27 protein-coding genes are annotated in these 26,010 nt (G+C 61.3%); 13 read left to right on the plus strand and 14 right to left on the minus strand.

What is annotated here, in order from left to right; all coding sequences use genetic code 11:
* Positions 1–67: 67 nt before the first annotated feature.
* The 5 genes from K8B33_RS05280 to dbpA form a co-directional block, all read right to left on the minus strand.
* Positions 68–1,096, minus strand: a complete 1,029-nt coding sequence (locus tag K8B33_RS05280; RefSeq protein WP_223424109.1) for an AraC family transcriptional regulator — start codon at positions 1,094–1,096, stop codon at positions 68–70.
* A 61-nt stretch (positions 1,097–1,157) separates the two neighbouring features.
* Positions 1,158–2,279: a hypothetical protein gene (locus tag K8B33_RS05285; RefSeq protein ID WP_223424111.1), complete on the minus strand. Its 1,122-nt coding sequence runs from the start codon at positions 2,277–2,279 to the stop codon at positions 1,158–1,160.
* A 150-nt stretch (positions 2,280–2,429) separates the two neighbouring features.
* Positions 2,430–2,894 (minus strand): AAC(3)-I family aminoglycoside N-acetyltransferase, encoded by a 465-nt coding sequence (locus K8B33_RS05290; protein ID WP_223424113.1) that lies wholly within the window; start codon positions 2,892–2,894, stop codon positions 2,430–2,432.
* Between the two features lie 5 nt (positions 2,895–2,899).
* Entirely contained in the window at positions 2,900–3,607 is a 708-nt protein-coding gene (locus tag K8B33_RS05295) for a class I SAM-dependent methyltransferase (protein ID WP_223424115.1), read from the minus strand.
* Between the two features lie 74 nt (positions 3,608–3,681).
* Positions 3,682–5,064, minus strand: coding sequence for an ATP-dependent RNA helicase DbpA (dbpA, locus tag K8B33_RS05300; RefSeq protein WP_223424116.1), 1,383 nt, complete (start codon positions 5,062–5,064; stop codon positions 3,682–3,684).
* A 156-nt stretch (positions 5,065–5,220) separates the two neighbouring features.
* On the opposite strand from dbpA, the gene K8B33_RS05305 reads away from it, so the two are divergent.
* Together K8B33_RS05305 and K8B33_RS05310 are read left to right on the plus strand one after the other, a co-directional pair.
* Positions 5,221–5,697, plus strand: coding sequence for an MOSC domain-containing protein (locus K8B33_RS05305; RefSeq protein ID WP_223424118.1), 477 nt, complete (start codon positions 5,221–5,223; stop codon positions 5,695–5,697).
* A 14-nt stretch (positions 5,698–5,711) separates the two neighbouring features.
* A complete protein-coding gene (locus tag K8B33_RS05310) occupies positions 5,712–6,308 on the plus strand; it encodes a DUF1415 domain-containing protein (protein WP_223424121.1) in 597 nt (198 codons plus the stop codon).
* Between the two features lie 26 nt (positions 6,309–6,334).
* On the opposite strand, the gene K8B33_RS05315 is transcribed toward K8B33_RS05310, so the two are convergent.
* A complete protein-coding gene (locus K8B33_RS05315) occupies positions 6,335–6,799 on the minus strand; it encodes an ion channel (protein ID WP_223424123.1) in 465 nt (154 codons plus the stop codon).
* Between the two features lie 246 nt (positions 6,800–7,045).
* Here K8B33_RS05315 and K8B33_RS05320 point away from each other — a divergent pair, with 246 nt between their 5' ends.
* Positions 7,046–7,393, plus strand: coding sequence for a hypothetical protein (locus K8B33_RS05320; RefSeq protein WP_223424125.1), 348 nt, complete (start codon positions 7,046–7,048; stop codon positions 7,391–7,393).
* Here the strand turns inward: K8B33_RS05320 and K8B33_RS05325 are convergent.
* Positions 7,387–8,304, minus strand: a complete 918-nt coding sequence (locus K8B33_RS05325) for a glutathione S-transferase family protein (RefSeq protein WP_223424127.1) — start codon at positions 8,302–8,304, stop codon at positions 7,387–7,389. The two genes, K8B33_RS05320 and K8B33_RS05325, sit on opposite strands and share 7 nt — an antisense overlap.
* A 185-nt stretch (positions 8,305–8,489) precedes the next feature.
* Here K8B33_RS05325 and K8B33_RS05330 point away from each other — a divergent pair, with 185 nt between their 5' ends.
* The 3 genes from K8B33_RS05330 to K8B33_RS05340 are packed head-to-tail and all read left to right on the plus strand — an operon-like array spanning position 8,490 to position 10,389.
* On the plus strand, positions 8,490–9,296 hold the full coding sequence (locus K8B33_RS05330; protein ID WP_223424130.1) for an SDR family NAD(P)-dependent oxidoreductase: 807 nt from the start codon (positions 8,490–8,492) through the stop codon (positions 9,294–9,296).
* On the plus strand, positions 9,283–9,723 hold the full coding sequence (locus tag K8B33_RS05335; protein WP_223424132.1) for a hypothetical protein: 441 nt from the start codon (positions 9,283–9,285) through the stop codon (positions 9,721–9,723). The genes K8B33_RS05330 and K8B33_RS05335 overlap by 14 nt, the downstream gene beginning before the upstream one ends.
* A 33-nt stretch (positions 9,724–9,756) precedes the next feature.
* Positions 9,757–10,389 carry a YdcF family protein gene (locus K8B33_RS05340; RefSeq protein ID WP_223424134.1) on the plus strand — a complete coding sequence of 211 codons (633 nt, stop codon included), beginning with the start codon at positions 9,757–9,759 and terminating at the stop codon, positions 10,387–10,389.
* Between the two features lie 175 nt (positions 10,390–10,564).
* Here the strand turns inward: K8B33_RS05340 and K8B33_RS05345 are convergent, their stop codons facing one another.
* Positions 10,565–12,115: an MFS transporter gene (locus K8B33_RS05345; protein WP_223424136.1), complete on the minus strand. Its 1,551-nt coding sequence runs from the start codon at positions 12,113–12,115 to the stop codon at positions 10,565–10,567.
* A 358-nt stretch (positions 12,116–12,473) separates the two neighbouring features.
* Here K8B33_RS05345 and K8B33_RS05350 point away from each other — a divergent pair, with 358 nt between their 5' ends.
* Positions 12,474–13,976 carry a purple acid phosphatase family protein gene (locus K8B33_RS05350; RefSeq protein ID WP_223424138.1) on the plus strand — a complete coding sequence of 501 codons (1,503 nt, stop codon included), beginning with the start codon at positions 12,474–12,476 and terminating at the stop codon, positions 13,974–13,976.
* A gap of 151 nt (positions 13,977–14,127) precedes the next feature.
* Here K8B33_RS05350 and K8B33_RS05355 read toward each other — a convergent pair whose 3' ends face one another.
* The 3 genes from K8B33_RS05355 to K8B33_RS05365 form a co-directional block, all read right to left on the minus strand.
* The gene (locus K8B33_RS05355; protein ID WP_223424141.1) at positions 14,128–17,202 is read right to left on the minus strand and encodes an efflux RND transporter permease subunit; all 3,075 of its coding nucleotides are present in this window, start codon (positions 17,200–17,202) and stop codon (positions 14,128–14,130) included.
* Positions 17,202–18,344, minus strand: coding sequence for an efflux RND transporter periplasmic adaptor subunit (locus K8B33_RS05360; RefSeq protein WP_223424143.1), 1,143 nt, complete (start codon positions 18,342–18,344; stop codon positions 17,202–17,204). Before K8B33_RS05360 ends, K8B33_RS05355 begins: the two co-directional genes overlap by 1 nt.
* A 97-nt stretch (positions 18,345–18,441) precedes the next feature.
* The gene (locus tag K8B33_RS05365) at positions 18,442–19,341 is read right to left on the minus strand and encodes a LysR substrate-binding domain-containing protein (protein WP_223424146.1); all 900 of its coding nucleotides are present in this window, start codon (positions 19,339–19,341) and stop codon (positions 18,442–18,444) included.
* Between the two features lie 403 nt (positions 19,342–19,744).
* Between K8B33_RS05365 and K8B33_RS05370 the strand changes: the two genes are divergently transcribed.
* Positions 19,745–20,467 (plus strand): hypothetical protein, encoded by a 723-nt coding sequence (locus K8B33_RS05370; protein ID WP_223424148.1) that lies wholly within the window; start codon positions 19,745–19,747, stop codon positions 20,465–20,467.
* 9 nt (positions 20,468–20,476) lie between these two features.
* Here K8B33_RS05370 and K8B33_RS05375 read toward each other — a convergent pair whose 3' ends face one another.
* Positions 20,477–20,806, minus strand: coding sequence for an ArsR/SmtB family transcription factor (locus tag K8B33_RS05375; protein WP_223424150.1), 330 nt, complete (start codon positions 20,804–20,806; stop codon positions 20,477–20,479).
* Positions 20,807–20,991: 185 nt separating this feature from the next.
* On the opposite strand from K8B33_RS05375, the gene K8B33_RS05380 reads away from it, so the two are divergent.
* The 5 genes from K8B33_RS05380 to K8B33_RS05400 all read left to right on the plus strand — a co-directional run bounded on the left by K8B33_RS05380 (position 20,992) and on the right by K8B33_RS05400 (position 24,915).
* A complete protein-coding gene (locus K8B33_RS05380) occupies positions 20,992–22,248 on the plus strand; it encodes an NADH:flavin oxidoreductase/NADH oxidase family protein (protein ID WP_223424153.1) in 1,257 nt (418 codons plus the stop codon).
* A 128-nt stretch (positions 22,249–22,376) separates the two neighbouring features.
* The gene (locus K8B33_RS05385) at positions 22,377–23,315 is read left to right on the plus strand and encodes a hypothetical protein (RefSeq protein ID WP_223424155.1); all 939 of its coding nucleotides are present in this window, start codon (positions 22,377–22,379) and stop codon (positions 23,313–23,315) included.
* Between the two features lie 12 nt (positions 23,316–23,327).
* Positions 23,328–23,675, plus strand: a complete 348-nt coding sequence (locus tag K8B33_RS05390) for a hypothetical protein (protein WP_223424158.1) — start codon at positions 23,328–23,330, stop codon at positions 23,673–23,675.
* Positions 23,676–23,825: 150 nt separating this feature from the next.
* Complete coding sequence (locus K8B33_RS05395) at positions 23,826–24,170, plus strand: helix-turn-helix domain-containing protein (RefSeq protein ID WP_223424160.1); 345 nt, start codon at positions 23,826–23,828, stop codon at positions 24,168–24,170.
* A 250-nt stretch (positions 24,171–24,420) separates the two neighbouring features.
* Complete coding sequence (locus K8B33_RS05400; protein WP_223424162.1) at positions 24,421–24,915, plus strand: hypothetical protein; 495 nt, start codon at positions 24,421–24,423, stop codon at positions 24,913–24,915.
* A 398-nt stretch (positions 24,916–25,313) separates the two neighbouring features.
* Here the strand turns inward: K8B33_RS05400 and K8B33_RS05405 are convergent, their stop codons facing one another.
* Both K8B33_RS05405 and K8B33_RS05410 read right to left on the minus strand, forming a co-directional pair.
* On the minus strand, positions 25,314–25,673 hold the full coding sequence (locus K8B33_RS05405) for a helix-turn-helix domain-containing protein (RefSeq protein ID WP_223424164.1): 360 nt from the start codon (positions 25,671–25,673) through the stop codon (positions 25,314–25,316).
* Positions 25,657–25,917 (minus strand): type II toxin-antitoxin system RelE family toxin, encoded by a 261-nt coding sequence (locus tag K8B33_RS05410; RefSeq protein ID WP_223424166.1) that lies wholly within the window; start codon positions 25,915–25,917, stop codon positions 25,657–25,659. The genes K8B33_RS05405 and K8B33_RS05410 overlap by 17 nt, the downstream gene beginning before the upstream one ends.
* Positions 25,918–26,010: the final 93 nt, after the last annotated feature.

The raw sequence follows: 26,010 nt of genomic DNA on the forward strand, positions 1-26,010 counted from the left end.
ATGGCTTTTAATGAAATCGCAACCACCCTATCGAGGCGTACGGGTGAGCGGCCATGCCCCAAACGGGCTAGTCTGTCCGCCGCCGCCAGACACCGGGGGCGCAGCCATAGGTTTCGCGGAAGGCGCGGGAGAAGTGACTCTGGTTGACGAAGCCTTGTGCCACGGCGATATCGAGCACACTGCGGTGTGCCTGCAACGGATCAGCCAGGTCGGCTGCCGCTGCAGCCAGGCGCTGCTGGCGCAGCCTGGGGCCAAAGCGTTGCCCGGTATCCGTCAGCACGCGGAACAGGTGGCGTTCGGAGATGCCCAGCTCGGCGGCCAGCCGCGCGGGGGTCAGGTTGGCGCAGTGCAGGCGCCGGGCCATGAGCATGTCGGCGGCGCGGGCATAGACCTGATCCATATCGCCGTGGGTCAGCGGCGCCTCGCCGACAATGCCCTGTTCGCGCAAGGCGAGGGTCAGCAGGCCGCTGAGTTGATCAGCGTGCGCGGCCTCTTCGGTCTGACTCTGCACAGAGCGCTGTTGAGAGTGCTGTTGAGAATGCCGTTGAGAGTGCTGTTGGATGGACAGACGCGGCAAGCCCGCCATGAAACGGGCCAACAGGCGAGCATGGGGCGCCGCAGGGTGACGCTGTGCAGGATTAAACAGCACGGGCCCGGCCGCGAGGCGCGCTGTCGCTTGCGGCGGTAAACGCCCGGCGGGCACCTGCAGGGTCAGCACGTTCATGCGGCGCGGGAAAGACAAGGCGCCGGGCAAATGATGGTTGTCGGTGAGAATCAGTGTGCCGGGGGCGATGACATCGGTGCGCCCCGCCAGTGTTTGCACAGCAACGCAGCCGTGCAAGGCCATCACCAGGCCGTAGCGATAGGGGTTGGCGGCGCCACAGGCACGATTCTGGCCGATGGCGTGGGCGCCGCCCTGCCCGTGCACCAGATCCATGCCAGCCAGGGATCGCGCTCGCAAGCGCGCCACAAAGGGCGCGTTCGCCGCACCGCGCCGGTCCAGCCGGAACGGCGCGAGGCGCGCCTGTAAGGCAGCTTCATAAAAAGCGAACTGGTCCCCCGGGGACAGGCTCGCCGTGTCAATCAACGGGAACATGTCCGCAGGGTACCCGATTCCCCGAATGGGCGCCCGCCGAATGGGCCCCCGCATGGACCGTTCAATCCATGGGGTCCATATCCAGAAAGTCGCTGCAGGAGGCAAACCGCAGCGTGCGTGTGGCCTCGGTAGTGAACACTTGCGCAAACACGGCTTGCGACGCGCCAGCGGTGAACACGATGCGCATCCCGGTATTATCGGCACCGGTCACGTCAATCACGCCGATACTCGGGCAACGCACGCCGAATATACTCCCCAGCCCGAGAAAATCCGGCTGCAGGCGTGCCGTATCAAAGGAGGGCGGCGTGCCTGGCGACAGATCGAAACCAAGCTCCGGCCCCTTGATATCAAATAATCCGGCCTCGCCGATACGAATGCGCCCTTCGATAGCGATCTGTGCTGCCCGGGTCGTCAGCGTCAGGCTGCCGTTATCCTCGATATCGAACACCTTGTTCGCCACCACGCGGGCATGGCGCCCCAGATCAATCCTTGTTTGCTGGCTTGGCTCATCCTCACCGGCCTCAGTGGTGGCCTGCGAGAGGCGTACGTCGCGCGCTTCATATTCCCAGCGGAAACGGTAATCCTCGCCCTCGGCGGGATAGACGTCCGGTGCCACCACGCCAAAACGGCGCGTGATGCTCCCCCTGAGCTCTGTGTCGAACTCCAGATCGTCGCTAAACCGCAGTTCATGGAGAATCATCGGCGCGGTCAGCGCATGATGGTCCTGCTCCCCTTCGGCCTCCATCCATGGGCCCGGCGGGAACGCCAGCGCGAACTCCGGCCAGTCACGATCAAAGCCTCGCTCCAGTGTGAACTGCGCTGTGGTGTCGAAGTCGTCAGTCTCGAATCGGCAGGCGTCTGCGCTGAGACGCTCATCATAGCGATCAGACGTCAATACGCGGCGCTCTACCTGGCCGCTGATTTCGCAAGGAAAAGAGCCGGTCTCCGTGCCTGTTTCACTCAGGACAATCCGCTCCGCGAGCTGATCCATCTGCTGTGGCAACAACGGGATGACGAGCAGATTGCGATACGCGGCCAGAGCAATCTCTGTGGCATTGTCGTCCGTTACCACCCCCAGCGTGTCGGCGCTACCACCACCACCGCCAGATGACCCACCACACCCAGCCAGCGCGAGTAGCATCGCCACCGGCACACTCACCCGTTTGCAATCGATTCGTTTCATGAAGTGTTCCTCCCGACGGCAGTCTACCGAGCAGGAGGGTGAGGCGGGTATCACCCAAACGGGGTCACCGGGTGGGAGGCATCAGGTAGCCAGCGCGCTGATCAGTGCCTTGTTGAAGGCAGGCAGATCATCCGGTTTGCGGTAACGGGCTCACTTCACCGGGATATCAAAATGCAGCACCGATTCGCGCTGTCCCAGCTTGTCGTACAGCGCAATAGCTGCCGCATCTTCTGGTCCCGTATCCGCCTGGACAAAGATCACGTACGCCCCGCGTTCAGCCGCAATCTGCTGCAGCCGCTCGATCAAGGCAGTGGCAATACCCTGCCGGCGGTGTTGCGCTGCGACAGCCAGATCGTAGATATAGAACTCACTGCGGGCCTGCTCGAATTTTTTCAGTTCGTACGCGGCGATCCCGCCAGCCACCTCGTCGCCGTGCATGGCCACCAGCGCCACAAAATAATCCCTGGCAAGCAGATCCTTGAGGTAATCGTCGCCCGCATACCGCGCGGTATAGGTGTCCAGGTCGCCAAAGGCCTCGCCGAAAGTCCGCAGCAGTTTGCGCATCAACGGCAGATCATCCGGGGTGAGTACATGTATACGGGAATTATTGGCCATTTGTGTCATTCCCCCTCGCTTGCGCGCCGTGAAAGCCATGCATGAATCAATCCCGCCTGAAAGAACAGCACAGGCAGCTCAAAGCCACCGGCCTTGATGATAGACGCAATCCTGGCCGGAGGCAGGACACCCACATCATTGGCATAAGCGTTCCGCATACGCTCTATCGCTTCCGGTGAAATGTCGGCCGCAGACATCATGCTCATCCAGGCGCGCAGCAGTACGTCATATTCCGGCGAGGCCACATCAGACGCCAGATCGGCACTGGCCAGCACCGCACCCGGCTCAAGCCTTGCTGCAATACCCTGGAAAAACGCCGCGCGCTCACTGTGGTCCAGGATGAACTGAGAGACGAGAAAGCATGTTGCCGCCTGATGCAGTGCGGTCTCGGGAAGCGAATCAAGATAGCCTTCGTGAAAAATACAGCGCGCCGCGACACCCTCGCTTTCTGCTCTTTTGCGGCAGATATCAAGCATCGCGCCAGATGGCTCTACAGCCGTAAAACGCCACCCGGGATGCTGCGCTGCGAGGTAAAGCAGCTCGTCTCCCGTTCCCACGCCGACACAGAGGATGCGTGCATCCGCGGGCAACTCGGCAAACAACGATCCCAGAAGCAGGTGCAAACAGTGTCGAATCGGGGCTGTTTTTGCCCACTGTGTGTCGTAACTGGCGGCCTGCTGGTCAAAAAGCGCCTTGATGTCATCTTGGTGCATCTGATTTCCCGTGTGTTATGGCAGGTGCCATTATTTTCACCTGCTACAACCACGGTCAATGGATACGCGTACCGTCAGAGCATTCTCACCCGCAATGACTTGCCCTTGATACGCCCGCTGGTCAGCCGTTTCAGGGCCTGATCCGCCAGGTCGCGGGCGACGGCCACATAGGCCTGTTGGTCGAAGATAGCGATCTTGCCTACCTCGCTACCGGGAATCCCCGCTTCGCCAGTCAGCGCGCCGAGGATGTCACCGGGGCGCAGCTTCTGTTTGCGCCCGGCGCCGATGCACAGGGTGACCATGGGAGCGATCAGCGGGCTGCGATCCGCGTGGGGTGTGACGCTGTCCAGCGGCTGCCAGTTCAGCGGCGTGCCTTGCTGCGCTTCGATGGCCAGGGCGCGGCGGGCTTCCGGCGGGGCCACCAGGCTGACGGCGATGCCGCTTTCGCCGGCGCGGCCGGTGCGGCCGATACGGTGGATGTGGGTCTCCGGGTCGCGGCCCAGTTCGACATTGATGACCAGATCCAGTGCGTCGATATCCAGCCCGCGTGCTGCGACATCCGTGGCTACCAGTACCGACAGGCTGCGGTTGGCAAACATGCCCAGCACCTGATCGCGGTCGCGCTGTTCCAGATCGCCATTCAGCGCCATCGCGGAAATGCCCTTGGCGTTGAGGTGATCGGCCACTTCCTGGCATTGCTGCCGGGTAAAACAGAAGGCGACGCAGGAGGTCGGCCGGAGGCTGTAGAGCACCCGCACCACGGCATCCAGGCGCCCTTCCGGCGCGACTTCATAAAACCGTTGTTCGATCTGCACCGGGTCGTGCTGTGATGCCACCTTGATCTGCGCCGGGTCGCGCATGAAGGTGGTGGCCAGCTGCTTGATCCCGGACGGATAGGTGGCCGAAAACAAAAGTGTCTGCCGACGCGCGGGAGTTTGCTGAATGATCTCGGCGATGCTGTCGTAGAAGCCCATGTCCAGCATGCGGTCCGCTTCATCCAGCACCAGCGTGTTCAGGCCATCCAGTGTGAGCGTGCCCTTGAGCAGATGCTTCTGCACCCGCCCGGGCGTGCCGACAATCACCTGGGCGCCATGCTCCAGCGAGCCGACTTGCGGGCCGATGGGCACGCCGCCGCACAGGGTCAGAATCTTGATGTTGTCCGCGCCGCGCGCCAGCCGGCGCAGATCCTTGGCTACCTGATCCGCCAGCTCGCGGGTCGGGCACAGCACCAGTGCCTGGCAGCCGAAGTAGCGGGGATTGAGCGGATGCAGCAGGCCCAAACCGAAGGCGGCGGTTTTGCCACTGCCGGTCTTGGCCTGGGCAATCACGTCCTGCCCTTTGAGAATCAGCGGTAGGCTCTGCGCCTGGATCGGTGTCATCTCGGTGAAGCCCAGGGAGGCGATATTGGCCAGCATGGGGGCCGCCAACGGCAGGGAGGAAAACGCGGTATCGGTCACAAGAAAGCCTGCTTGATGAAAAGAGCGCCAGTGTAACACCGCGCACCGGCGCCGCGCAGGTTAACCCGCGTGCATGAGACGTCGCGCTGGCGCCTGACCTGGCCTACACTGTGCGGCGCCGGGAGCCGCAAAGCCCCCGCATTGAAGGAGCCAGGCATGTCTTCTGTCGCGGCCGATATCGTGGCCATCTACACCGCCGCCGCATCACGCGGCCCGGTCAGCGCGCATGACGCCGTGCAGGTGCGCATGGGCTGCGGCATTGTTGGCGACCGTCACTATCGCCGGAACAACTCCCCGGCCAATCAGATCACACTGATCGAACAGGAAGCGGTCGAGGCGTTCAATCAGGCCCATGGCCTGGCAGTGCTGCCGTCGGCCCTGCGCCGCAATCTGCTGACCCGTGGCGTGGCGCTCAATGCGCTGGAAGGCCGCGAGTTCCAGGTGGGCACGGTGCGGCTGCGCGGCATCGAGCTGTGCGAACCCTGCAGTGTTATCGGCAAGCTGTTGCAACAGCCCGGGCTAAACCCGACCCGGGTGATCCAGGCATTGATGGGCCATGGCGGCCTGCGTGCAGAAATTCTCAACACCGGCGTGATTCGCGTCGGTGACGCTGTTACCTCGCACGCACCTTGAATGGATACGCTGACATGACCGATACCACGCCCACCCGCGAGGCCCCCTCGCACACGATCATTGCCGCTCAGATGCAGACCTGGATCACGCGCGTGGTGGTCGGGCTGAACCTGTGCCCCTTCGCCCGCAAGCCGCTGGAAAATAATCAGGTGCGCATCACCGTCAGCAATGCGCATAACACGGCGGCACTGCTGGAAGACCTGCATGCGGAGCTGTCGCTGCTCGAAAGCAAGCCGGCCAGCGAGATCGAAACCACCGTCATTGCCATATCGGAAATGCTGGGCGACTTCGCCGACTACAATGATTTTCTGGATCTTGCGGAAGGGCTGCTGGACCGGTTTGGCTGGGAGGGGCAGTTCCAGATCGCCAGCTTCCATCCGGACTACCAGTTTGACGGCACAGGCGCCGATGATGCGGAGAACTACACCAACCGCTCGCCCTGGCCCGCCCTGCACCTGCTGCGCGAAGACAGCCTGGAACAGGCCGTGGACAGCCACCCCGACCCGGAGCAGATACCGGATCGCAATATCGCGGCCATGAATGCCATGGGCCAGCCCGCGCTGGCGGCCTTGCTGGAGGAGTGCCGGCAGGCCGCCGTCTCTGATGCCTGATGCGGGATCAAACTTGAGGCGCAGGCTCAGTCTGCGCCCCAGGTTCTGGCCATGATCAGATAGCTGAACGACGCCGACCAGGTGATCATCATGAAGCCCACCAGCGCTTCGGTACCCGCCAGAAAACGGATATGGCCCGCAGCGGCCAGATCCCCCCACCCCACCGTGGTGTAGGTCGCGGCAGAGAAGTACACCGCATCCAGCAGATCCACCTCCGGATAGCCATTGATACTGCCGTACCCCTCCATGCTCAACAGCAGCCAGTAGCTGGCGCCAAACAGCCAGATCTCGGCGACATGGGCAAACAACAAGGCAAACATGACAACAAGGACCGTCGGCCGATGGCGGATATCGTGGGCCGTCTGGCGCTGACGCACCCGGCACCAGCCGTTGATGCGGTTGATGACTTCATAGTGGAAGACTATGACGGTGCCCACGGCAATCGCTGTCACGGCCACGACGATAAACTCGGGTGCTTCCCAGAACAGCATTGGCGCCAGAACTCCCTGAATGAAGCGCGTTGAGAAATCATTGTGCGGGCAGTGCAGCGCCATGCCAAGCGGCGGTTCCGGCGACGGCGTATCGCCGCCTTTGCCTGTCGAGAATCGGGCGGCAGTCCCTCCAAGTGGGTGAGACCACAAAAGGCGGTACTGAAGAAGGCGGTACTGACACGGGGAAACACAAGCGCGGGGAAGCACATGAAAACATTATCGGGGATAGCTGCATGGATGGGGTTTATGCTGGTGATAGCCACGCTCAGCGGGTGCACTGCTCAGGACTGGAGCTATATCGCCTCGGGGCTGGACGACGCCAACATGGGCTCGCCCGGGTATCAGCCCGTGTGCCAATGGTATGACAGCACAGACTCCTCAAGCGGTGAACACATCAATGTCTACTACGAAGGCATCTGCAACACCGCGTACCTGACCATCAACAACACCGTAGACGTCGGCATGGACTGCCACATCAACTTCAGCGGGAATGCTTATCAGCGGCGCCTGCCGCCCTACGGCAAGATCGAGCTGCAGCAGGCGCGTACAAGTCGCGACAGCTACAGCGTAGATTGCCAAGGTCAGCGCTACTGAGCCGCCAACGCGAAGCCGTCACGTGGCAGGTGCACATGCACCGTGCCCGTGGCGGCATGCTCGCGGGCCAGCACCCAGCTGTCGGCCAACTGCGCCACCAGCGTGCCACTGACCGGCACCTGGCCATAATCGGATGGCGTCACAGTGACCGCCTTTCCCAGCAGGGGTGAGTCCTCGCTCTGCGGCAGTTCCCGCGGCGCGGCATCCCGTGCCGCCGCCCAGGCCGCCTTGGCTTTCATCGGCTGGCTGGCGCCGTGGCCGAAGGCTTTCATGCGATCCATCCAGGCATTCACCTTGGCGTAGGGCGCAATCATGCTGCTGCCCGCCGCCTCGCGAATAAACCAGACCCCGTGCCAGGCGCTGAAATCAGCGACACATGGCGTCTCGCCGAACAGGAAGGATTGGTTCGCCAGGCGGGCTTCCAGATCTGCCAGATGCGCCGTCACCACGCCCGGCGCCCGCTTCGGCGACGCCGCCCGTACTGTTGCCGTACGGCCCATCTGGATACGGTCACGCAGGAAGCGGATCACCGTCAGCGTTGAGGTGCTGCGCCAGAAACGGAAGAGCAGCTTCGGCCCACTCGCCGTGATGACACAGGCCAGAAAGATTTCCAGATCCGCCTTGCTGACAAATTCCGCCACCTTGTCATCACAGCCAGCCAGCGCCAGACGCGGCTGGCCGGACAAGCGCGCGATTTCCCGGGTGATCAGGCGCGTGTCACAGAACACATCGGCACCAATCTGCGCCACCGGGATCTTGCGGTACTCCCCGGCCAGCGGCGCCAGCATCTTGCGCGGCGGCTGTGTCGGATGCAGCACACTGCTCCAGGACAGATCAGCGTAGCCCAGCATCGCGCGGACCTTTTCTGCAAAGGGGGACATGGCGTAATGATGCAGGATCAGGTCTGGCATGGTGGGCTCCGGCGATAAAAATGAATCTGCATCATACGCGCGCCTCTGTGAAAGCGCATCGTAAAGGTCAAGTGAAGGTCGGGTGCAGGGCGCTGCTGAGGGTGCAGGACGCGCCAATCAGCACCTGCCCTCTTAACCTCCCGCGCAGCTTGCGTATAGTGGTGTTTTTCCGGAGAGACATCCGCATGACCACAGCACTGATTACCGGCGCGTCCAGCGGCCTCGGCGAAGACATCGCCAAACAGCTTGCCGAGCGTGGCCTCAACCTGATTCTGGTCGCCCGCCGCCAGGCCCAGCTCGAGGCCCTGGCCAGCAGCCTGGCCGATGCGCATGGCATCACAGCCACGCCCCTCGCCTGTGACCTGTCCGACCGCACGGCATTGAACGGCCTGATGGCGCAGGTCGACACAGTGCTGGCCGCCGGCGGCGATACGCTGACCGTGCTGGTCAATAATGCCGGCACCGGCTTCTGGGCTGCCTTTGCCGACCAGGATCTGGCGGGTGTGCAACGCGACATCGACCTGAATGTCACCGCCCTGACTACCCTCAGCCACGGCTTTTTGCAGCACGCCCGCGCCCACGGGCAACGCAGCTATCTGATGAACGTCGCCTCCCTGGCGGGCATCCTGCCCACGCCCCGCTACGCCGCCTACTCTGGCACTAAAGGTTACGTGCGCTTTTTCTCCGAAGTGCTGGATTACGAACTGCGCGACAGCCCCATCAGTGTGACCGCCGCCTGTCCCGGCGTTGTAATGACCCCCTTCCTGGACAGCGCCGGACAGAACGTGAAAAAGCAGACCGGCATCATGACCTCACCGGAAGTCGTGCGCCGCTGCATCAACGCCATGTACGCCGGCAAGGTGGTGTATGTGCCAGGCCTGCTGAACAAATTCGCCATTTACACCAACCTGCTCCCCCGCCGCCTGCGCGGCTGGTTACTGGAGCGCAGCATGCTGGTCAGCGTGGAGGCCCGCCCCGATGCAAGCCGCTGAAACCCTCGCCATCCTCGCCGCTGGCAGCTTCTTCCTTGTCGGCCTGCTCACCGGCGTCTGGAAATACCAGCAAATCCACACCCGTGAATCTGCGGAAGCGCATCCCTATGTGAACATTGCCCACCGCACTGCCCTGCTGTATGCCTTTGCCTGCCTGTTACTGGCGAAGTTCGCGCAGTTGAGCGTGTTGTCGGAGACCGTCAACACCATAGCGGTGGCCGTGCAGATCGTCTTCTTTGCTGCTGCGGTCTTGTCCTATGTGCTGCACGGCTGGCTGGCCGATACCGACAACCAGCTGCGCAAACCGCACCGGCTGGGCAAAGGCGCCTTGCCGGGTGGGTTGATGGTGGCGTTTATGTGGGCCTTGATCGCCGGGGAGATTGGCGGGTTTCTGGTGTTGTTTTATGGGGTAATTCTGGGGTTGTGAAAAGCGCCCGGGCATAAAAGGAAATTTGCCGATATGACAAGAACACGCCGCGCCTGGACAGCACTGATTGCCGTTCTGATTATCGTGCCACTGGCCTGGTACAGCAGCCTTGTCGTCAGCATCTATCTCTATGCCGATGAATACGACGATGCGCCCTCCGATGCAGCAGTAGTCCTCGGCGCCGCCGTATGGGGCGACCAGCCCTCTCCCGTCTTTCGCGAACGCATCAACCACGGGGTGTGGCTGTATCAACAGGGCATCGTGAATACGCTGATCTTCACCGGCGGCATCGGCCCGGGCAAATCCCTATCGGAAGCTGCCGCAGCACGCGACTACGCCATCACTGCCGGCGTGCCCGCGGCGGACATCCTCGTTGAGGAAATATCGACGGTAACGGAAGAAAACCTGATTCACGCGCGGAAAATCATCACCGCACACAACATAGGCCGCGTGCTGATTGTGAGCGACCCGTTACATATGCGCCGCGCAATCGTCATTGCCCGGCAACAAGGGCTTGATGCGCACCCCTCGCCTACCCCCACGACGTTGTTCAGGAGTTGGCGGACGCGGTCGGGGTTTATGTTTTCGGAGGCGTATTATTATTGGGGGCAGCAGTTTCGGGCGGTGTGGCGTTTTTTTTCGTTGCCGCATAGCCGTTCCGGCTGAAAGCGTTGCCTTCTCGAAGCATTTCGGGATTACCTGGCAGGGTTGGGGTGGTGCGATGGTGCGATGGTGCGATGGTGCGCTTCGCTGCGCTCAGCACACCCTACGTACATCCTACCCGCCGTAGGGTGTGCTGAGCGCAGCGAAGCGCACCATACCCGCACCATCACACCGCCTCTCAGGCCACGGCTTCGTCTGCTTCCGGCTCCTCCGGCTTCTGGGCTGGCAAGTGTTTCAAAAACAGCGCCGTAAACACCGCTGTGCCCGCCACAATCGCTGCACCGATCCACGCATTGGTATGCAACGCCAGGCTGAAGGCGTTACGGGCCGCGAGCAGTATGGCTTCGCCCTGGGCGCCGCCGAGTTCTTCGGCGATATTCAGGGCGCCGCCCAGTGTGTCCAGGGCGACCATGCTCAGATCGGCGGGCAGGTCTTTGGGCAAGGCGTCAGCGAGGCGCAGGCGGTAGACGGCGGCGCCGATGCTGCCGATAACGGCGATACCGAGTGCCATGCCGAGTTCGCTGGCGGTTTCCGAGGTGGCAGCGGCAGCACCGGCTTTGGCGGGCGGCGCGGAGCTGACCACCAGATCGGTGCCGAGGATGACCATCGGCATCACGCCGATGCCCAATACGATGGTGCCCGCGATCAGGAAGCCGAGGGTATCCATCCCGTTAGCCTGGGCCATCAGCGCACAGCCGACGGCGGACACCAGCAGGCCACTGCTGACCAGCACGCCCGGTTTGACGCGCCGCGCCAACCAGGGCACAAACAATGAACCGCACACCTGCACCAGCGTGGCGGGCACCATCACCAGCCCGGCGCGGAACGGCGACAGACCGAGCACGCCCTGCAGGTACTGGAACACCATCAGCCAGGCACCGGAGATCGCAAGAATGGTCAGCATCAGGGCAATCACCGAGGTCGTAAAGGCGCGGTTCATAAACAGCGCCATGTCGAACATGGGCACAAGCAAGCGGCGTTGCCGCCGGATAAACAGATAGCCAATCAACAGCCCGAGGAAAATCACCACCAGGGCTGTCAGGCTGACGCCGTTGCGGGCCATGTCCTTGAGGCCGTAAATCACGCCGAGAAACGTGCCGATGGACATCAGTGAACTGGTGAAATCGAGCTTGGCCGTATATTCATCACGGAATTCCGGCAACAGGAAGGGGCCTGCCAGCAGCAACAGCAGCATGACCGGCACGCCCAGCAGGAACACCGAGCCCCACCAGAAAAACTCCAGCAATGCGCCGCCCACCAGCGGGCCGAGGGCGCTGCCGACAATAAAGCCGGTCATCCATACGGTAATGGCCACGGTGCGCTCGCGGTCCACCTCAAACATGTTGCGGATCAGGGACAGGGTGGACGGCATCAGCGTCGCGCCGGCCACACCCAACAATGCGCGGGTGACGATCAGCATTTCGGCAGTGGTGGAGAACGCCGCCAGCACCGAGGCGATAGCGAAGGCAACGGCGCCGGTCAACAGCAGCTTGCGGCGGCCGATGCGGTCCCCCAGGGTGCCCATGGTGATCAGAAAGCCGGCAATCATGAAGCCGTAGATATCCAGTATCCACAGCAGCTGGGCGCTGGTGGGTTTCAGGTCGGCGCTCAGGTGCGGCACGGCCAGATGCAGCACGGTCATGTCCAGGGCCAGCAGCAGTGTGGGCAGTACCAGGACCGCCAGGCCCCACCATTCGCGTTTGCCGGCGGGGCGTGGAGTGGTTGTCATTGTGGTGCTCCTGCAAGGGGTCGGGGTGGAGTTTGGGACCTGAACCTTGCTTTAGGTCAAGGGGGCGTTCTTTTAAGTTGGGAGGCGGTGCGCTGGTGCGCCAGTCCGATTCGCTGTGCTCAGCACACCCTACGTTTGCTCAGGGCTGCCGTAGGGTGTGCTGAGCACAGCGAAGCGCACCAACGCACCAGCGCCTGACACCAACGCCCTATCATCGCTCAAGGAACCGCATTTTCGACAAAGGCGTAACACTGTGTCCAATCTCTGTCCGTATTTTGTTGCCATCGCCCTCCGCGTCACTCGACTGACATAATGCATGGTGACCCTGTCGCCTTTCAGTATACGAGAGGCGGTGACAATGGCTGACAGCAAGGTTTCTTCCACACGGCGCACGCTGCTGCAAGGGCTGGCCGGTGCGACACTGGCGGCGGGGACCAGTGCCTGCGGAGGCGGCGGTTCGGCGGGCAACGGTACCACACCGCAGCCGGTCACACCGGGCACGCCCGGGACACCGTCCAGTGACAGCCATGCGCCGCGCGGCGTGCATGCCAGTGTGCTGGAAGATCCGCACACCACCCGCACACTCACCTGGTTTACCGACGGCCTGAATGCGCCGCAGTCCATGGTGGTCTTCGATCAACCGGTGGCACGTCTGAGCGATGCGGAGGATGCACGGCGCCCCTTCCCTCGCGGCACCACCGGCACCGTGGAACGCACCTTCGGGGTCAATGCGCAGACGCACCGGGTGACGCTGCGTGGCCTGGACCCGGAGCGGCCCATCCGCTACCGCGTTGGCTCGGATCAGGGCGGCTGGTCGCGTACTTTCTGGCTGGACCCGGTGCCGCAGGACACCTGGCGGTTCATGCACTTTGGTGATCACGGCGTCAGTGGTCGCGCGCACCGTGTCACCGAAGAAGCGCTGAAGCATCCCACAGATTTGCTGCTACTGGCTGGCGACCTGTCCTATGCCGATGGCAACCAGCCGGTGTGGGATCAGTGGTTCAGTGAAGTGGAGCCGTTGCTGGCATCCACCATCACCATGGCGGCGCCGGGTAATCACGAAGCCAAGGACGGTGGCGGGCGTCAGTCTGGCCAGGCGTTCAAGAGCCGCCTGACGCATCCGGACCCGCGCCTGTCGGTGGTGGGCAACAACGAAGGCAGTACCTTTTATTCTTTCCGCATGAACCGTGTGCATTTTCTGGTCAGCAGTGCGGGCGCATTGATCGAGGATTTTTCGCTGGCGGAAGAGCTGGTGAATATGGAGATCGATCTGGCGGCCGCCGCCCTGGCGCGATTGCGCGGTGAGATTGACTTTATCGCGGTGATGCAGCACTACCCGATCTGGACGGATCAGCTGGGCCGCAGCCCGGCGAACTTTACCCTGGTGGCGCTGGAGGAAGATATTCTGCTGCGCTATGGGGTGGATCTGCTGCTGGTGGGGCATGACCATGTGTACCAGCGTTCGCAAAAGATGGCCTATGGCGGCAATACGCCCGTGGGTTATATGCAGGTGATGGTGGGCACCGGCGGGCAATCGGTGCGGCTGTTCGATGAAGCACCGCAGCGGTGGTCCGCATTTCAGTTTATCGGATTGGGATTGGCCACCTATGAAGTGTCGCCGGGCAAGATTACCGGCGCGTTCCATGGCGCAGCGCCAGTCGGTGATGAAGGTGATGCGTTACAGACGGTGGTAGAGCCGTTCTCGGTGCGGGATACGTTCAGTATCGAGCGGCGTAGTCTGGCGGCGTGTGAACAATGTGCATTGCCACCGCGTGACCCGGAGGTGTTGTTGCGCAATTTTCCGATGATTGTGCATCACACGCGGATGCGGAATCGGTTGGCGTTTGAGCATTGTGGGTGATGGGGTGATAGGGAGGGTGGGTGCGGGATGCGCGGTGCGGTGCGGTGCGGTGCGCTTCGCTCAGCACACCCTACGTTTGCTCAGGGCTGCCGTAGGGTGTGCTGAGCGCAGCGAAGCGCACCAGCGCACCAGCGCACCACCAGCCTAGGCCTTACTCCGCCCCGAATTCCTTACGAAAAAAGTCACCCACTTTCGCGCCCAGCAACAACATGCACGGCGTCAATAGCAACGTCAGTGCCGAGGCAAATGCGAGGCCGCCGGCGATGGCGCTGGACAGCTGTGCCCACCACTGGGTCGATGGTGCGCTGAACCCCAGGCTGGGCTCAAACAGATTGACGTTGATGCCGAGCACCATGGGCATCAGCCCCAGCACCGTCGTACCGGCGGTGAGCAGCACGGGGCGCAGACGCAATGAACCGGCTTCCAGCGCCGCTTCCGCAGGCGTCATGCCCTGCCCTCGCATTTCATTATACGTATCGATCAAGACGATATTGTTGTTCACCACAATACCGGCAAGCGCGATGATGCCCATGCCCACCATCACCACACCAAATGGCTGGCTGTTCACCAGCAAGCCGATAAGAATGCCGGCCGTGGAAAATACAATCGCGGACAACACCAGCATGGCCTGAAAAATGCTGTTGAACTGGGTCACCAGAATAATCAGCATCATGAAGATCGCCACAAAGAATGCCGCCACCAGGAACTCCCCCGTTTCCTGCTGGTCCATCTGCTCGCCCGCCATCGACAGCATAACGCCCTCCGGCAAGTCATCCAGCACCGGACGTAACGCGCGCAGCCGTTCGTCCAGCTGATGCCCCGGCGCCAGTTCTGCCCGCAGGGTTACCGCACGGCGTCCATCCACACGATGCAGGGTCCCGACCTTCGGCGCCGGTTCTAGCTGCACGAACTGGCTGAGGGGCACCTGGCCGCGATTGGTGTTGAGGGTCAGCCGCTGCAACTGATCAAGATTGCGCCATGCATCGGGCATGCGTACGCGAATATCCACTTCATCAATAGCATCCACGGGGCGATAGGTCGCCAAAAGCAAACCGGTGGTAATCATCTGCACCGCGCTGCCAATGCTGGTGACATCCGCCTCGAAACGCGCAGCTTCTTCGCGGTCCACGCGCAAACGCCATTCCACTCCCGGCAAGCTGCGGTTGTCCTCGATCCCGCTGAAGCCACCCAGCCGCACCATTTCTGCACGGATTTGCGCTACCGCTTCATCCGCCAGCGCCGGATCGCGTGCGCTTATTTCCAGCTGCACCGGCTTGCCCGCCGCCGGGCCCTGCTCCCGCTCCTGGAATTCCAGCACCACGCCAGGCATGTCATCCACACGCGCCTGCATGTCATCCAGAATCGCACGGGCCGGGCGACGCTGGTGCCAATCAATCAACTGAAACTGCAAGACGCCAATCACATCCGAGCCCTGCTGGCTGGAGGCCGCGGCGAAAGAGCGGGCATATAGCGCGCGGACTTCCGTCAGTCCGCCCAGGCGCCGCTCCACGGTACGCACGATGGCGTCTTTTTCTTCCACAGACAGATCGCCGCGTGCGCGCACCAGCAGCTGGGCTGAATCCGGTTCCACTGCCGGGAAAAATTCCACACCATGATTGAAACGGCCGTAAGCCAGATACACCAGCATGATCAGCAGCAGCGCCGCCAGCAGTGTCAGCCCGGGGACTTTCAATAGCCCGCTCAGCGCGCGGCGATACGCCCGCCCGCCCTCAGTGATCAGCGGCTCGCCCGGCGGGTGGCGGCGGCTGAGCACTTTGCCCAGCGTGGGCAAAAACACCAGCGCCATCAGCAGCGAGGCGATCAGGCACAGGATCACCGTGGCGGGCAGATACTTCATGAACTCACCGACCATGCCGGGCCAGAACAGCAGCGGCACAAATACAGCCAGCGTTGTGGCCGTCGCCGCGATGATGGGCCAGGCCATGCGGATGGCGGCGTTGGCCCAGGCATCATCCGGCGACTGCCCTTCGCGCAGATTGCGGTCCGCCAGTTCGGCCACAACGATGGCGCCATCCACCAACATGCCGGCGACCAGAATCAGCGAAAACAGCACCACGATATTGGCGGTATAACCCACTGCCCAGATCATCAGGATGCCAGTCAGAAACGCACCGGGAATGGTCAGCCCCACCATCATGGCGGAACGCACACCCATGGCGCCCAGAATCACGATCAACACCAGCACCACGGCCGTGGTGACATTATTGAGCAATTCGGAGAGCACATCATTCACGTCGGCGGACTGATCCATGATCAGATCAATCTGAAGATCTTCCGGCAGCATCGGCCGGGCCTCTTCCAGCAATGCCTTCACCGCATCGATGGTATGGATAATGTTGGCGCCCGCGCGCTTGGAAACTTCCAGCACGACAGCGGGCTGGTCGTTGATGCGGGCATAGCCCATCGGGTCCTTGAAGGTGCGGCGAATATTGGCCACATCGCCAAAGGTCACCACACGGTCGCCATCTACCTTCACCGGCATCGACAACACGTCCTCGAGCTCTTCAATCACACCGGGAACTTTCAATGCCAGACGGCCGGCGCCGGTATCCAGGCTGCCTGCTGCCACCAGGCGATTGTTGCGGGAAATCAGGCTGAACAGTGTGTCGAAATTGATGCCGTAGCTTTGCAGGACCAGCGGATCGACAACAATTTCCAGCAGGTCCTCTCGCTCCCCGCCGATATCCACTTCCAGCACATCAGGCACGCCCTCGATGGCCTCACGCAGTTCGCGTGCAATCATCACCAGTTCAGGCTGAGACAGGGGACCGGACAGGCCGATGGACAATACCGGGAACTGGGCAACATTCACTTCCCGCACGCGTGGCTCTTCGGCTTCATCCGGAATCTTGGCGCGGGCGATATCCACCCGGTCACGCACGTCGGCCAGGGCGCGGCGCGGATCAAAGCCGGCATCAAATTCCAGCGTGATCGAGGCATAGCCCTCCGACGCCTGGGCCGTCATCTTGCGCACACCCTGAATGGCGCGCAGTTCCTGCTCCATGGGCCGCACCAGCAGGCGCTCGCCATCTTCCGGGCTGACGCCTTCCAGGGTCAGCACCACATAGACCCAGGGGGTCGTGACATCCGGGTTGGATTCCTTGGGAATCATCTGCCACGCTGCGGCGCCGCCGATCAACAGAAACAGCAGCAATAGCAGCGTCGTGCGTGAGCGATTCATCGCCGCCAGAATCAGTGTACGCATCAGGACAGCTCACCGGTCTGACCTTCCCCTGGCGTGCTCGGAGGTGCTTCTTTGGTCTCTTCTTCGGCCTCTTGCCGCGGATCCACCTGGTCGCCCTCGGCGACAAAACCGCCCCCGACGGTGATCAACCGCACATGCTCGGGCAGCCCGCTGACCCAGGCGGCCCGGCTGGTGGCGCTGAGCAGGCGCACCCGCGTGAGCAGCACCCGGTCGTCGTCATCCAGGTGCCGCACCGCCAGCTTGCCGTCATCATCCAGCACCAGCAGCGCCGGAGAGAGGCGATGCGCGGGCCGTTCAGGCAAGGCGATGTCCAGCGTCGCGCTCGCGCCCGCCAGGCGCCGCTGCGCCGGATTGGCAACCTCAACGTCAACGCGGTAACTGCGGGTACTTTCATCGGCACGGCTGGCCACGAAGATCACCTCACCGTCGAGCACTTCCCCGTCCAGCAAGGTCACTTGCACCGGCAACCCGGGGGCAACATCCGTGATGTCCCGTTGGCTGACCCAGGCGCTGGCCTTGAGCCGCTGGTCTTCCACCAGATCGGCATACACCTCGCCAACCTGCAAAAAGTCACCCTCTTCTACCACCAGCCGATTGATCACCCCGGCAAACGGCGCGCGCGGGCGGGTATGCGTCATCTGCTGACGCAGCGCAGCGTGCTCTGCCTCCGCCTGCGCCAGAGTACTGCGCAAGCGCAGCAGCTCGCTCTCCGAACTCAGACCGCGCCCCTGCAGGCGCTCTGCGCCGGCAAGCTCGGCCCGCTGCGCGGCAAGCTCTGCCTCCGTGCGGGCCAGCCGTGCGGGAAGGTCTTCCTGATCCAGCTCCAGAATCACTGCATTACGATTGACCCTGGCGCCTTCACGCACCAGCAGCTTGTCCACCTGCCCCGCGGTCCGTGCGCGCAGCGCCAATTCCCGCCAGGGCAGCAGCTGCCCCTGAGCGCGGACACGCGCCTGATACTGCTCAGCCGTCTGATCACGCACTTCCACCCGGCTCAGTGTGGCGGCGCGTTCTGTTTCCGTGTCAGCCTCCGGCACCTGATCACGAAATGACTGCCGTTCACCAGAAAGCAACCATATAAGAAGCAGCACGCCAAGCACGATGGCAACCTGAACGGAGCGGGACGGGGAACGCAAGCGCATGGGGAGCAAACCTGATATCGAAAGCGTGAGGCGACACTATAGGAAAAAGGGACGTCTCGCACCATGGTACGACCGCTCACCGAATGTATGCGCCAGCCTAACGACCCTGCCGAGGTGCCGTAAACGCTTCCGACAGCCAATCCAGAAACATCCGCGCAGGAGGATGCCGTTCACGCCCTGGCAATGTCAGTGATGTATAGCCTTTACCCGCCAGCGTCACATCGGGCCGATAGGGCATCAATCGCCCCTGGGCTACGCTGTCTGACACCAACGCTGTGCTCGCCAGAATCAGCCCCTGCCCGGCGATTGCCGCCTGTATCGCCAGAGTCTGGAGGGGGTACTCGCGCCACGCTACCCCGTCCTCCAGCCAGGTTTCTCGCGCTGCCGCAATCCAGGCGTACCAGCCCGACGCGTCTTGCGCGCTCGCCTGCCCGGGCAGCGCCAACAACGCCGACGGCACATAGGATGCGCGCGCCACCTGCGACGGGCTGCCATACACGCCGATGTCTTCTGTCAGTTCCGCGTGTCTCACCAATCCCGCAGCGTCCCGGTCAATGTCACAGATCAGCACATCGATATGTGCCTCCCGGTTCAGGTCCGGCGGCTCGACCACGGTTTCCAGGCGCAACGCCACCTCAGGATGGCGGCGCTGAAAGGTATCGAGACGCGGCACCAGCCAGAACTCGGCAAATGCCGGCGGCACAGAAATGCGCACACTGGAGGGTTGCGGCGCCGGGCTGATCTCGCTGACGCAAACCGCAATATCAAGGAAGGCACTGTGAAGCACACCATAGAAGCGCTGCCCGGCGTCGCTCAACTCCATGCCGCGATGCTTACGGAGAAAAAGCGGCACACCGAGCCACTCTTCCACCTGACGTACCTGGTGGTAAATCGCCGACGGCGTTACCCCCAACTCACTCCCCGCTTCTTTCGCATTGAGCGTGCGCGCCAGCGCTTCATAAGCGCGCAGCGCCGCGACCGGAAATGCAGCAAACATACTATTCTTCCCACACAGAACCCACCCGACGATAGCAGCACTGACGTCCCCGAAGAATAGTGGCATTCAGACATCATGCTTTAATCTTATCGAAAGCAAAATAAAAGAAATCATACCTTTCAAAAACATAGAGAAAATGCAAAAAAAACGCCGTAACCCGGGGAAGTTACGGCGCAAGCTTACGAACATCATCTTATAGTGAAGTTTAATTTCATCACGCCAAATTAAACTTCGTTGTGCCTCCTTCTTATCAAAGACAGAATGACTGTCGGTGATGCGCCGGGCCTTCTTGCGCTCCAGTGACGCCACCTACCATAGCAATTGTTTCTCTTTAAAAAAATAATGTCACCGTGACATCACGGGGCACCAGAAACAAAACGCAAAAAATATGGGGTTGTGAAAAATGACGACACAACAATACCGCGCCAATGCGCGCAAGATACTCGTGCTTGTTTCCGGAAGCCGCCATGACGCGCTCATCATGGGTTTCGCACGCGCCGCCTTGCGCGGCGCCATTTCGGTGGGCTGCTATGCCAACATACGCTTTATTGACCAGTTCATTCCCGACCCGGTCGCCCGCTGCTGCAATTGCCGCAATGATCTTGAGCGTATCGGCGATCGGTGCTGCCGCGTACGTGACGGGCTGGATACGTTCATGCGTGGTGAGTTGCAACAGGCAGACGGGCTGATTCTGTGCTCGCGCCTGCACTGGCACGGCTTTACCGCGCACATGGAGGCCTTCCTGGAACGCACCCGATGCAGCCTGAAACCCGACCAGGCACTGCGTCGGGCGCTGGGAGCGCGGCGCAACATTGCCATGGGTGCGGCACTGCTGATGGAGGATCAGCGCGCCGCGTGTCTGCGCAATGTCGAGTCACGCATGCAGGAATGTGCGCAGAATATCGGCGGCCACATGACGTGCATCACCACCGGCAATTGCACGGGCGGCATGCCTGGCGCTGAGCGAGACTACCGCGCCGCCCACACGGCGACCGAGCATATGGCACGCGGGCTACTGTTTGTCTCACCGAACGACTTCACCATGCAGTGCGTGCCGTGTACCCCGATCAAGGAAGAGCAGCGCATTACTGTCGGCGCCTGGGGCAGCCTGCCGGACATTCGCTGACGCGGGAGTTCACTGATCCGGTGTCACCTCGGCACCAGTAAAGAACCGGCGCAGTTGTTCACGCATATCGGGTTCGATCGCGCAGAACAACTGCCGCCCCTGACGGTGAGTCGTTATCAGCCCCGCATCGACCAATTCGCGGATATGGTGCGACACCGTGGGCGCGCCGATATTCAGCCGTTTGATCGCCTCCGCCAGCAGGCACCCTGCCGGCACCTCATCCACCGACGTCTGCCGCCCTTCATCCCAACTGCGCGCAAACGCCTGATAGATCTTCAGGCGATTGGGGTTGGCCAAAGATCGGAAGGCTTTAGCCAGCATGTCGCTGTCTTTGTTCATGAGGCCTCCACAGGTCATATCAGGCCAAATCATGCCGGCACCGCCAAAACAGTTTGACGGACATCGAACATTTGAATAGCGTGATTCCATTGTTTGATAGCTATCGAAGTTATCGTAACGCGGCGCTGCTCGCCCGGCAATGGGCCTGCGGCCCCCTTACCACCCTCTGCTACGGAACGTGACCCATGACCTTCGCCACCACCCTCGGCCAGCCCCTGACCCTGCCCTGCGGCGTGACCCTGCCAAACCGCTTTGGCAAATCCGCCATGAGTGAAACCCTGGGCACCATTGATAACCACGCCACCCGCGAACTGGTGCGGCTGTACAAGCGCTGGGCGGAGGGCGGCACCGGGCTGGTGATCACCGGCAATATCATGGTGGATCAACGCCAACTGGGCGAACCCCATAACGTGGTGGTCGAAGACGAGCGCGACATGCCGATGCTGCGCGAATGGGCCCGCGCCGGCACCCACGCCGGCAACCAGCTGTGGGTGCAATTGAATCACCCCGGCAAACAGATCCCGAAAATGCTGGCCACCGGCGACACGCTGAGCCCGTCCGCCATTCCCTTCGGCAAGGCGCTGAGCCCCCACTTCAAGAAACCGCGCGCGCTGACCGAAGCGGAGATCCTCGACATCATCCAGCGCTTTGCGCGCACCGCCAGCATCGTCAAGGCCGCCGGCTTTACCGGCGTGCAGATCCATGGCGCCCACGGCTATCTGGTCAGCCAGTTTCTTTCCGGCCACCACAATCAGCGCACCGACCGCTGGGGCGGCTCACTGGAAAACCGCATGCGCTTCCCGCTGGAAATCTATCGCGCCATTCGCGCGGCAGTCGGCCCGGCTTACCCGATCAGCATCAAACTCAATTCTGCGGACTTTCAGCGTGGCGGCTTCACCGAAGAAGAGTCCATGACCGTCGCAGAAACCCTGGCCAATGAAGGGCTGGATCTGCTGGAAATATCCGGCGGCACCTATGAAAGCCCGAAGATGGCAGGGCAAGGTATTCGCGAAAGCACGCAGAAACGCGAGGCCTACTTCCTCGATTACGCCGAGAAGATTCGTGCCCGCATCAGCATTCCGCTGATGGTCACCGGTGGCTTCCGCACCTCCGAGGGCATGGCGGCCGCCGTCGACAGCGGCGCCACCGATATCGTTGGCGTGGCCCGCCCTCTGGCACTCGAACCGGACCTGCCACGGCGCATCCTGAACGGAGAATCTGTGCACAGCGTGGTGGAGCCCCGCCGCACCGGCATCAAGGCCATTGATGATATGGCGATGATGGAGGTGGTGTGGTTTGCCCGCCAGCTGCACCGCATGGGCAAAGGCAAAGAACCCCGCAAGAACGAGAGCGTGCTCGGTGCATTTGTCCGCAGCCTGGTGATGGTGGGGATTCGTTCTTCCAGGACCAAACGCATGAAGCTGCGCGCCAATAGCGGCTGAACAGCGGCTGATTAACGACCCAACAAATAATGGCAAAGTGCCATTATTTCACCGCCCCTTTCCTGCGAGGTAGGCTAGCTACGAGCATCCAGAAAATGGAGTAATTCACTCACCCAGGGAGATATATCATGGGTACGCTCGTAGCAATGAAATACCCGACTATTCTGATGGCCAACGCCGCCGACCACACCTATGTGCGATGCGGCAACAACGGTAAAGCCTGGGGCTGCTGGGGCGGCAGCACCGGCGGCAGCGCCTTCAACTCAGGCACAGGCAGTACACGCAGAGCGGACCGCATCGCCGGTTCTGACGAGAAGGCGGGTATCCGCTGTTACCTCGTCAACGGCGTCTGCCATCAGGCCGCCAATCGTATTCTCTACCCGGCCGGTATATTGGTCAGCGGAGCGCGGGGTTACGCCCTGTCATCGCTGACCTTTGGCACCTATGGCAAGGTCCGTTTCGGGCCATGCCGTTCGCCCTTCGACAAACATGCCGGCGTCAGCGGCGAGCTGGCCGCCTGTGTCGGCGCAACGGATTCAGGATCGTCAGATTCATCGTCTGGTTCATCCGGTTCTTCAGGGTCCTCAGGCTCATCTGGCTCATCCGGGTCCTGGTTCAAAAAACCCTCACTGCAAGAAATACGCTTCATTCGCAGCGTCAAGCAGGCTTATGACCGGCATTTTCGCAAGGACAACGGCCCCGTCGACGAGATGAACTTTGCCATGACGCTGTTCGACCGCGAGATTGCCTTCCGGCTAGGCAACGTCAACGAGAAAGAGCGGCATTACCTGCTGCATGCAAAACAGCGGCTGGAGCTGAACCACACCCATCTGACACAGGAACGGGAGCAAAAGAAGCTCACACCAGCAGAACAGGTGGAGTTCATTCGGTGTTTCAATGACATAACGCTTGCCTTCCAGAAGGATATCGCCAACATATTGCCAGAGCGTCGTTACAAACAACTGATGGAGGTCAGCCGCGACGAACACCTGGTGCTGGCCGATCCTGATATATTACGGAAGCTGTATGGCGAAAAAGTGGTGCAAGGCGTATACGGGAAAATCTAGCGGAGCCTGCAGGTGAATCACGGCCCGCTGCTCACCCGACAGGAGTACGAACGGCACATCGTGGCGCTCTACCACGATGTGCCGCCGTCACCGCCGCCTGACCGGCAACGCGCCCTTGCAAGGCAGGAACTGGATCTGCTCATCGACCATCGTCTCGGCATCCACTTCCCGAACGAGCGCCGGGACGCCCTGTGGCAAGTCCACCAACGCTATCAGGGCAGCCTTCTCCGCAGTATGGCGTTTGCTATTTCCCACCGCTTGATGAACCTTCGCCTGAACTGGCTCTCCAGACGCTTTTTGCGGGCCTACCGGGCACTCCTTTCAGAAGAAGAATTCCACGCACTGTTCGGAAACATCTGACGAGAGGCAGCTACCATCCGTCGTTTTTCTGCGGCTTTCCCGCATGATACTTTGCCTTCGCCATCGCATTTGCGTATAACGCAACAATCATTATACCAATATGAACTGTGGCGCATGGCGCGGTCTTGAATCACTTTGCACAATCCGGGGATGAAAATTGGAACGATACTCAGACGTCAGCGGGAGAACCGCTTTGAGACCCTGGAAGACGTCGCCTTCCGGGCCGGCACGGATGCCAGCAACCTTTCTCGTATCGAGCGAGGTCTGCAGCAGCCGTCTATCACCTTGCTCGCGCAACTCGCGGCAGCGCTCGACACCAAGGTATCCGACCTTTACCTGATACTGGAAGCCAGCCAACCCACCGCGCCGGGAAAACCGCTACCCAATGAGCCCTGGCGCGCCGACCTGGTGCGCCTGCAACGCCACCTCCGGGAGCTGGACAAGAGCAAGCGTGCCATCCTCATCGACCTGGCCCGTGCGCTCAGGAAGTACTGATCACCCATCAGCCGTGTGTGACGGCCAGATACTCAAAACGGGAAACCTCATTTTTCCTTAATGGATGTGCAGCTCTCCCCTCTTCCAGGCGTATCGTCTGGATATAACCGCCGGGGGCAAACAACCATAAGGAGATGACCATGAGCAACCCCATGACTTACAGGCTACTGCGCCTGGCTGCACTCACACTGCTAGTCCTGTGTGCCGGCAAGGCACTGGCTGCTGACATTCGCGACAACGGGGTGCACCGATGCCGCCCGGCATGCTGCCCTTTGTGACGGACTTTGATGGTCCGCTGACGCTGATCGTTCCCGGCTTTGCGCCCGCCACCTGTCATGTGCACCTGCACACCCACGTGGATTACGACCCGCCCGGCAGCTTCCCGCTACACACCGGTGTGTCTCTGTATCACCTTGCCATAGCGCTGAGCGGCCCGCCGCCCTGCCCAATGCTTGTGCCGATGCCGGCCACCATAGGCATTATCGCCAATACCGTAGCGCCATCTGTCCCGCCCACCTTTGTCGACCCGGCGCCGATCAACTACCCGGCTGGCGGTGAGCCGTTGTATCTGCCCACCAGCCCTGTCTGTCCGGGGCCGTATATCTTCAACGCCTTCTTTGGCAATGGCGTGGGCAACTTCACTGACCCCTCGTATATCGAGATCCATATCTCGAACGGGCCTTGTGTGGCGAACGGGCGATTCCGGAGTCAGCCCCATCCGATGGGGGACGTGAATATCTTCTGAGGAAAACGAGACCGGCTGACAGACACGCCGAGTTCATCGCGTCATCATCCGTATCGCAACGATCATGGATGATGACGCAATGCCCGGCTCGACGATAATGAGCGTATACTTTCTGAGCAACGGTACCAGAGGGAGGCAAATGCACAATGCCACTATTGCTGACCTAACAGGGCTACCCGAAGCGGAAATTCATGCGTTGCGAGAACATGAAGCCAAACTATGACGCTTCGCGAAAAGCAAACAGTATTCGCAGCCTATAAATCAGCTGGGTTATGCTCCTCCAGGAAGAGATGCAGCGCCCGATTCATCCGTGTTTGCCATCCCGGCAAGGCAGACTGACTGGCGCGAGACGCTGTGAGAATTGGGAAGCCTGACCCTTTTATTCCCTTTCGTTCATCCTAATCCGCCAACTCCGTCAACTGCGCCACGTCACAGCCAAGCACCTTTGCCCAGGAGCGCAAAGTTTCAATGTGGGGTTTGTTACCTCTCTTTTCAGCCTGCGCCACAGCGCCCTGGGTAACCCCCAGCTTGTCGGCCAATTGCGCCTGGGAAAGCCCGCGATGCTTGCGCCATGCAGCCATGGGGCTGATATTTTTTTCAATCATCAGAGCCACGACCTCATGCGGAATAGTAACGCGACTATCAGCATCAACCAGCGCCTGATATTCATCGAACGGCACCACGGCATACAGTGGGTTGCCACTTGTGTCGCAGATAATCTGTGCCCTGCCTTTTGCGACTTCAGTAGGTCCGCTCATCTCGCTTTTTCACCTCTTGAACCGTAATGATCCGTACACCGTCATCCAGATCGAACAGCACCCGGTAGCTACCAACCCGCAGACGGTAGCCCACCTCATGCCCCTTTAGTGCCTTGACGTTCGCAGCGTTGGTTGGGCAACTATCCAGTCCCTCCACCGCAACAAGAATCGCCTTGCGTTGTCTCTCCGGCTGAACTTTTCTTAGTTGCTTGATAGCTGTTTTCGTCCAATCAATACTATACATCTGCCATCCCTTGCGCAGTTATCTTATAATACAGGCCAAATTATTAGACTTCAACAATATTTGCTAATATGCAACTGGGGAGCCCTGCCGCAA

The sequence above is a fragment of the Alcanivorax limicola genome, assembly GCF_019931215.1.
Lineage (GTDB): Bacteria > Pseudomonadota > Gammaproteobacteria > Pseudomonadales > Alcanivoracaceae > Isoalcanivorax > Isoalcanivorax limicola.

What these genes read in the sequence shown, in the direction of transcription:
- K8B33_RS05295 (WP_223424115.1), bottom strand. Translation starts at nt 3,607, where the DNA reads ATGCACCAAGATGACATCAAGGCGCTTTTTGACCAGCAGGCCGCCAGT.
- K8B33_RS05380 (WP_223424153.1), top strand. Translation starts at nt 20,992, where the DNA reads ATGACCTTCGCCACCACCCTCGGCCAGCCCCTGACCCTGCCCTGCGGC.
- K8B33_RS05305 (WP_223424118.1), top strand. Translation starts at nt 5,221, where the DNA reads ATGTCTTCTGTCGCGGCCGATATCGTGGCCATCTACACCGCCGCCGCA.
- K8B33_RS05365 (WP_223424146.1), bottom strand. Translation starts at nt 19,341, where the DNA reads ATGTTTGCTGCATTTCCGGTCGCGGCGCTGCGCGCTTATGAAGCGCTG.
- K8B33_RS05345 (WP_223424136.1), bottom strand. Translation starts at nt 12,115, where the DNA reads ATGACAACCACTCCACGCCCCGCCGGCAAACGCGAATGGTGGGGCCTG.
- K8B33_RS05280 (WP_223424109.1), bottom strand. Translation starts at nt 1,096, where the DNA reads ATGTTCCCGTTGATTGACACGGCGAGCCTGTCCCCGGGGGACCAGTTC.
- K8B33_RS05360 (WP_223424143.1), bottom strand. Translation starts at nt 18,344, where the DNA reads ATGCGCTTGCGTTCCCCGTCCCGCTCCGTTCAGGTTGCCATCGTGCTT.
- K8B33_RS05355 (WP_223424141.1), bottom strand. Translation starts at nt 17,202, where the DNA reads ATGCGTACACTGATTCTGGCGGCGATGAATCGCTCACGCACGACGCTG.
- K8B33_RS05330 (WP_223424130.1), top strand. Translation starts at nt 8,490, where the DNA reads ATGACCACAGCACTGATTACCGGCGCGTCCAGCGGCCTCGGCGAAGAC.
- K8B33_RS05395 (WP_223424160.1), top strand. Translation starts at nt 23,826, where the DNA reads ATGAAAATTGGAACGATACTCAGACGTCAGCGGGAGAACCGCTTTGAG.
- K8B33_RS05315 (WP_223424123.1), bottom strand. Translation starts at nt 6,799, where the DNA reads ATGCTGTTCTGGGAAGCACCCGAGTTTATCGTCGTGGCCGTGACAGCG.
- K8B33_RS05385 (WP_223424155.1), top strand. Translation starts at nt 22,377, where the DNA reads ATGGGTACGCTCGTAGCAATGAAATACCCGACTATTCTGATGGCCAAC.
- K8B33_RS05400 (WP_223424162.1), top strand. Translation starts at nt 24,421, where the DNA reads ATGCCGCCCGGCATGCTGCCCTTTGTGACGGACTTTGATGGTCCGCTG.
- K8B33_RS05310 (WP_223424121.1), top strand. Translation starts at nt 5,712, where the DNA reads ATGACCGATACCACGCCCACCCGCGAGGCCCCCTCGCACACGATCATT.
- K8B33_RS05335 (WP_223424132.1), top strand. Translation starts at nt 9,283, where the DNA reads ATGCAAGCCGCTGAAACCCTCGCCATCCTCGCCGCTGGCAGCTTCTTC.
- K8B33_RS05350 (WP_223424138.1), top strand. Translation starts at nt 12,474, where the DNA reads ATGGCTGACAGCAAGGTTTCTTCCACACGGCGCACGCTGCTGCAAGGG.
- K8B33_RS05370 (WP_223424148.1), top strand. Translation starts at nt 19,745, where the DNA reads ATGACGACACAACAATACCGCGCCAATGCGCGCAAGATACTCGTGCTT.
- K8B33_RS05285 (WP_223424111.1), bottom strand. Translation starts at nt 2,279, where the DNA reads ATGAAACGAATCGATTGCAAACGGGTGAGTGTGCCGGTGGCGATGCTA.
- K8B33_RS05325 (WP_223424127.1), bottom strand. Translation starts at nt 8,304, where the DNA reads ATGCCAGACCTGATCCTGCATCATTACGCCATGTCCCCCTTTGCAGAA.
- K8B33_RS05290 (WP_223424113.1), bottom strand. Translation starts at nt 2,894, where the DNA reads ATGGCCAATAATTCCCGTATACATGTACTCACCCCGGATGATCTGCCG.
- K8B33_RS05320 (WP_223424125.1), top strand. Translation starts at nt 7,046, where the DNA reads ATGCTGGTGATAGCCACGCTCAGCGGGTGCACTGCTCAGGACTGGAGC.
- K8B33_RS05405 (WP_223424164.1), bottom strand. Translation starts at nt 25,673, where the DNA reads ATGAGCGGACCTACTGAAGTCGCAAAAGGCAGGGCACAGATTATCTGC.
- K8B33_RS05375 (WP_223424150.1), bottom strand. Translation starts at nt 20,806, where the DNA reads ATGAACAAAGACAGCGACATGCTGGCTAAAGCCTTCCGATCTTTGGCC.
- K8B33_RS05410 (WP_223424166.1), bottom strand. Translation starts at nt 25,917, where the DNA reads ATGTATAGTATTGATTGGACGAAAACAGCTATCAAGCAACTAAGAAAA.
- K8B33_RS05340 (WP_223424134.1), top strand. Translation starts at nt 9,757, where the DNA reads ATGACAAGAACACGCCGCGCCTGGACAGCACTGATTGCCGTTCTGATT.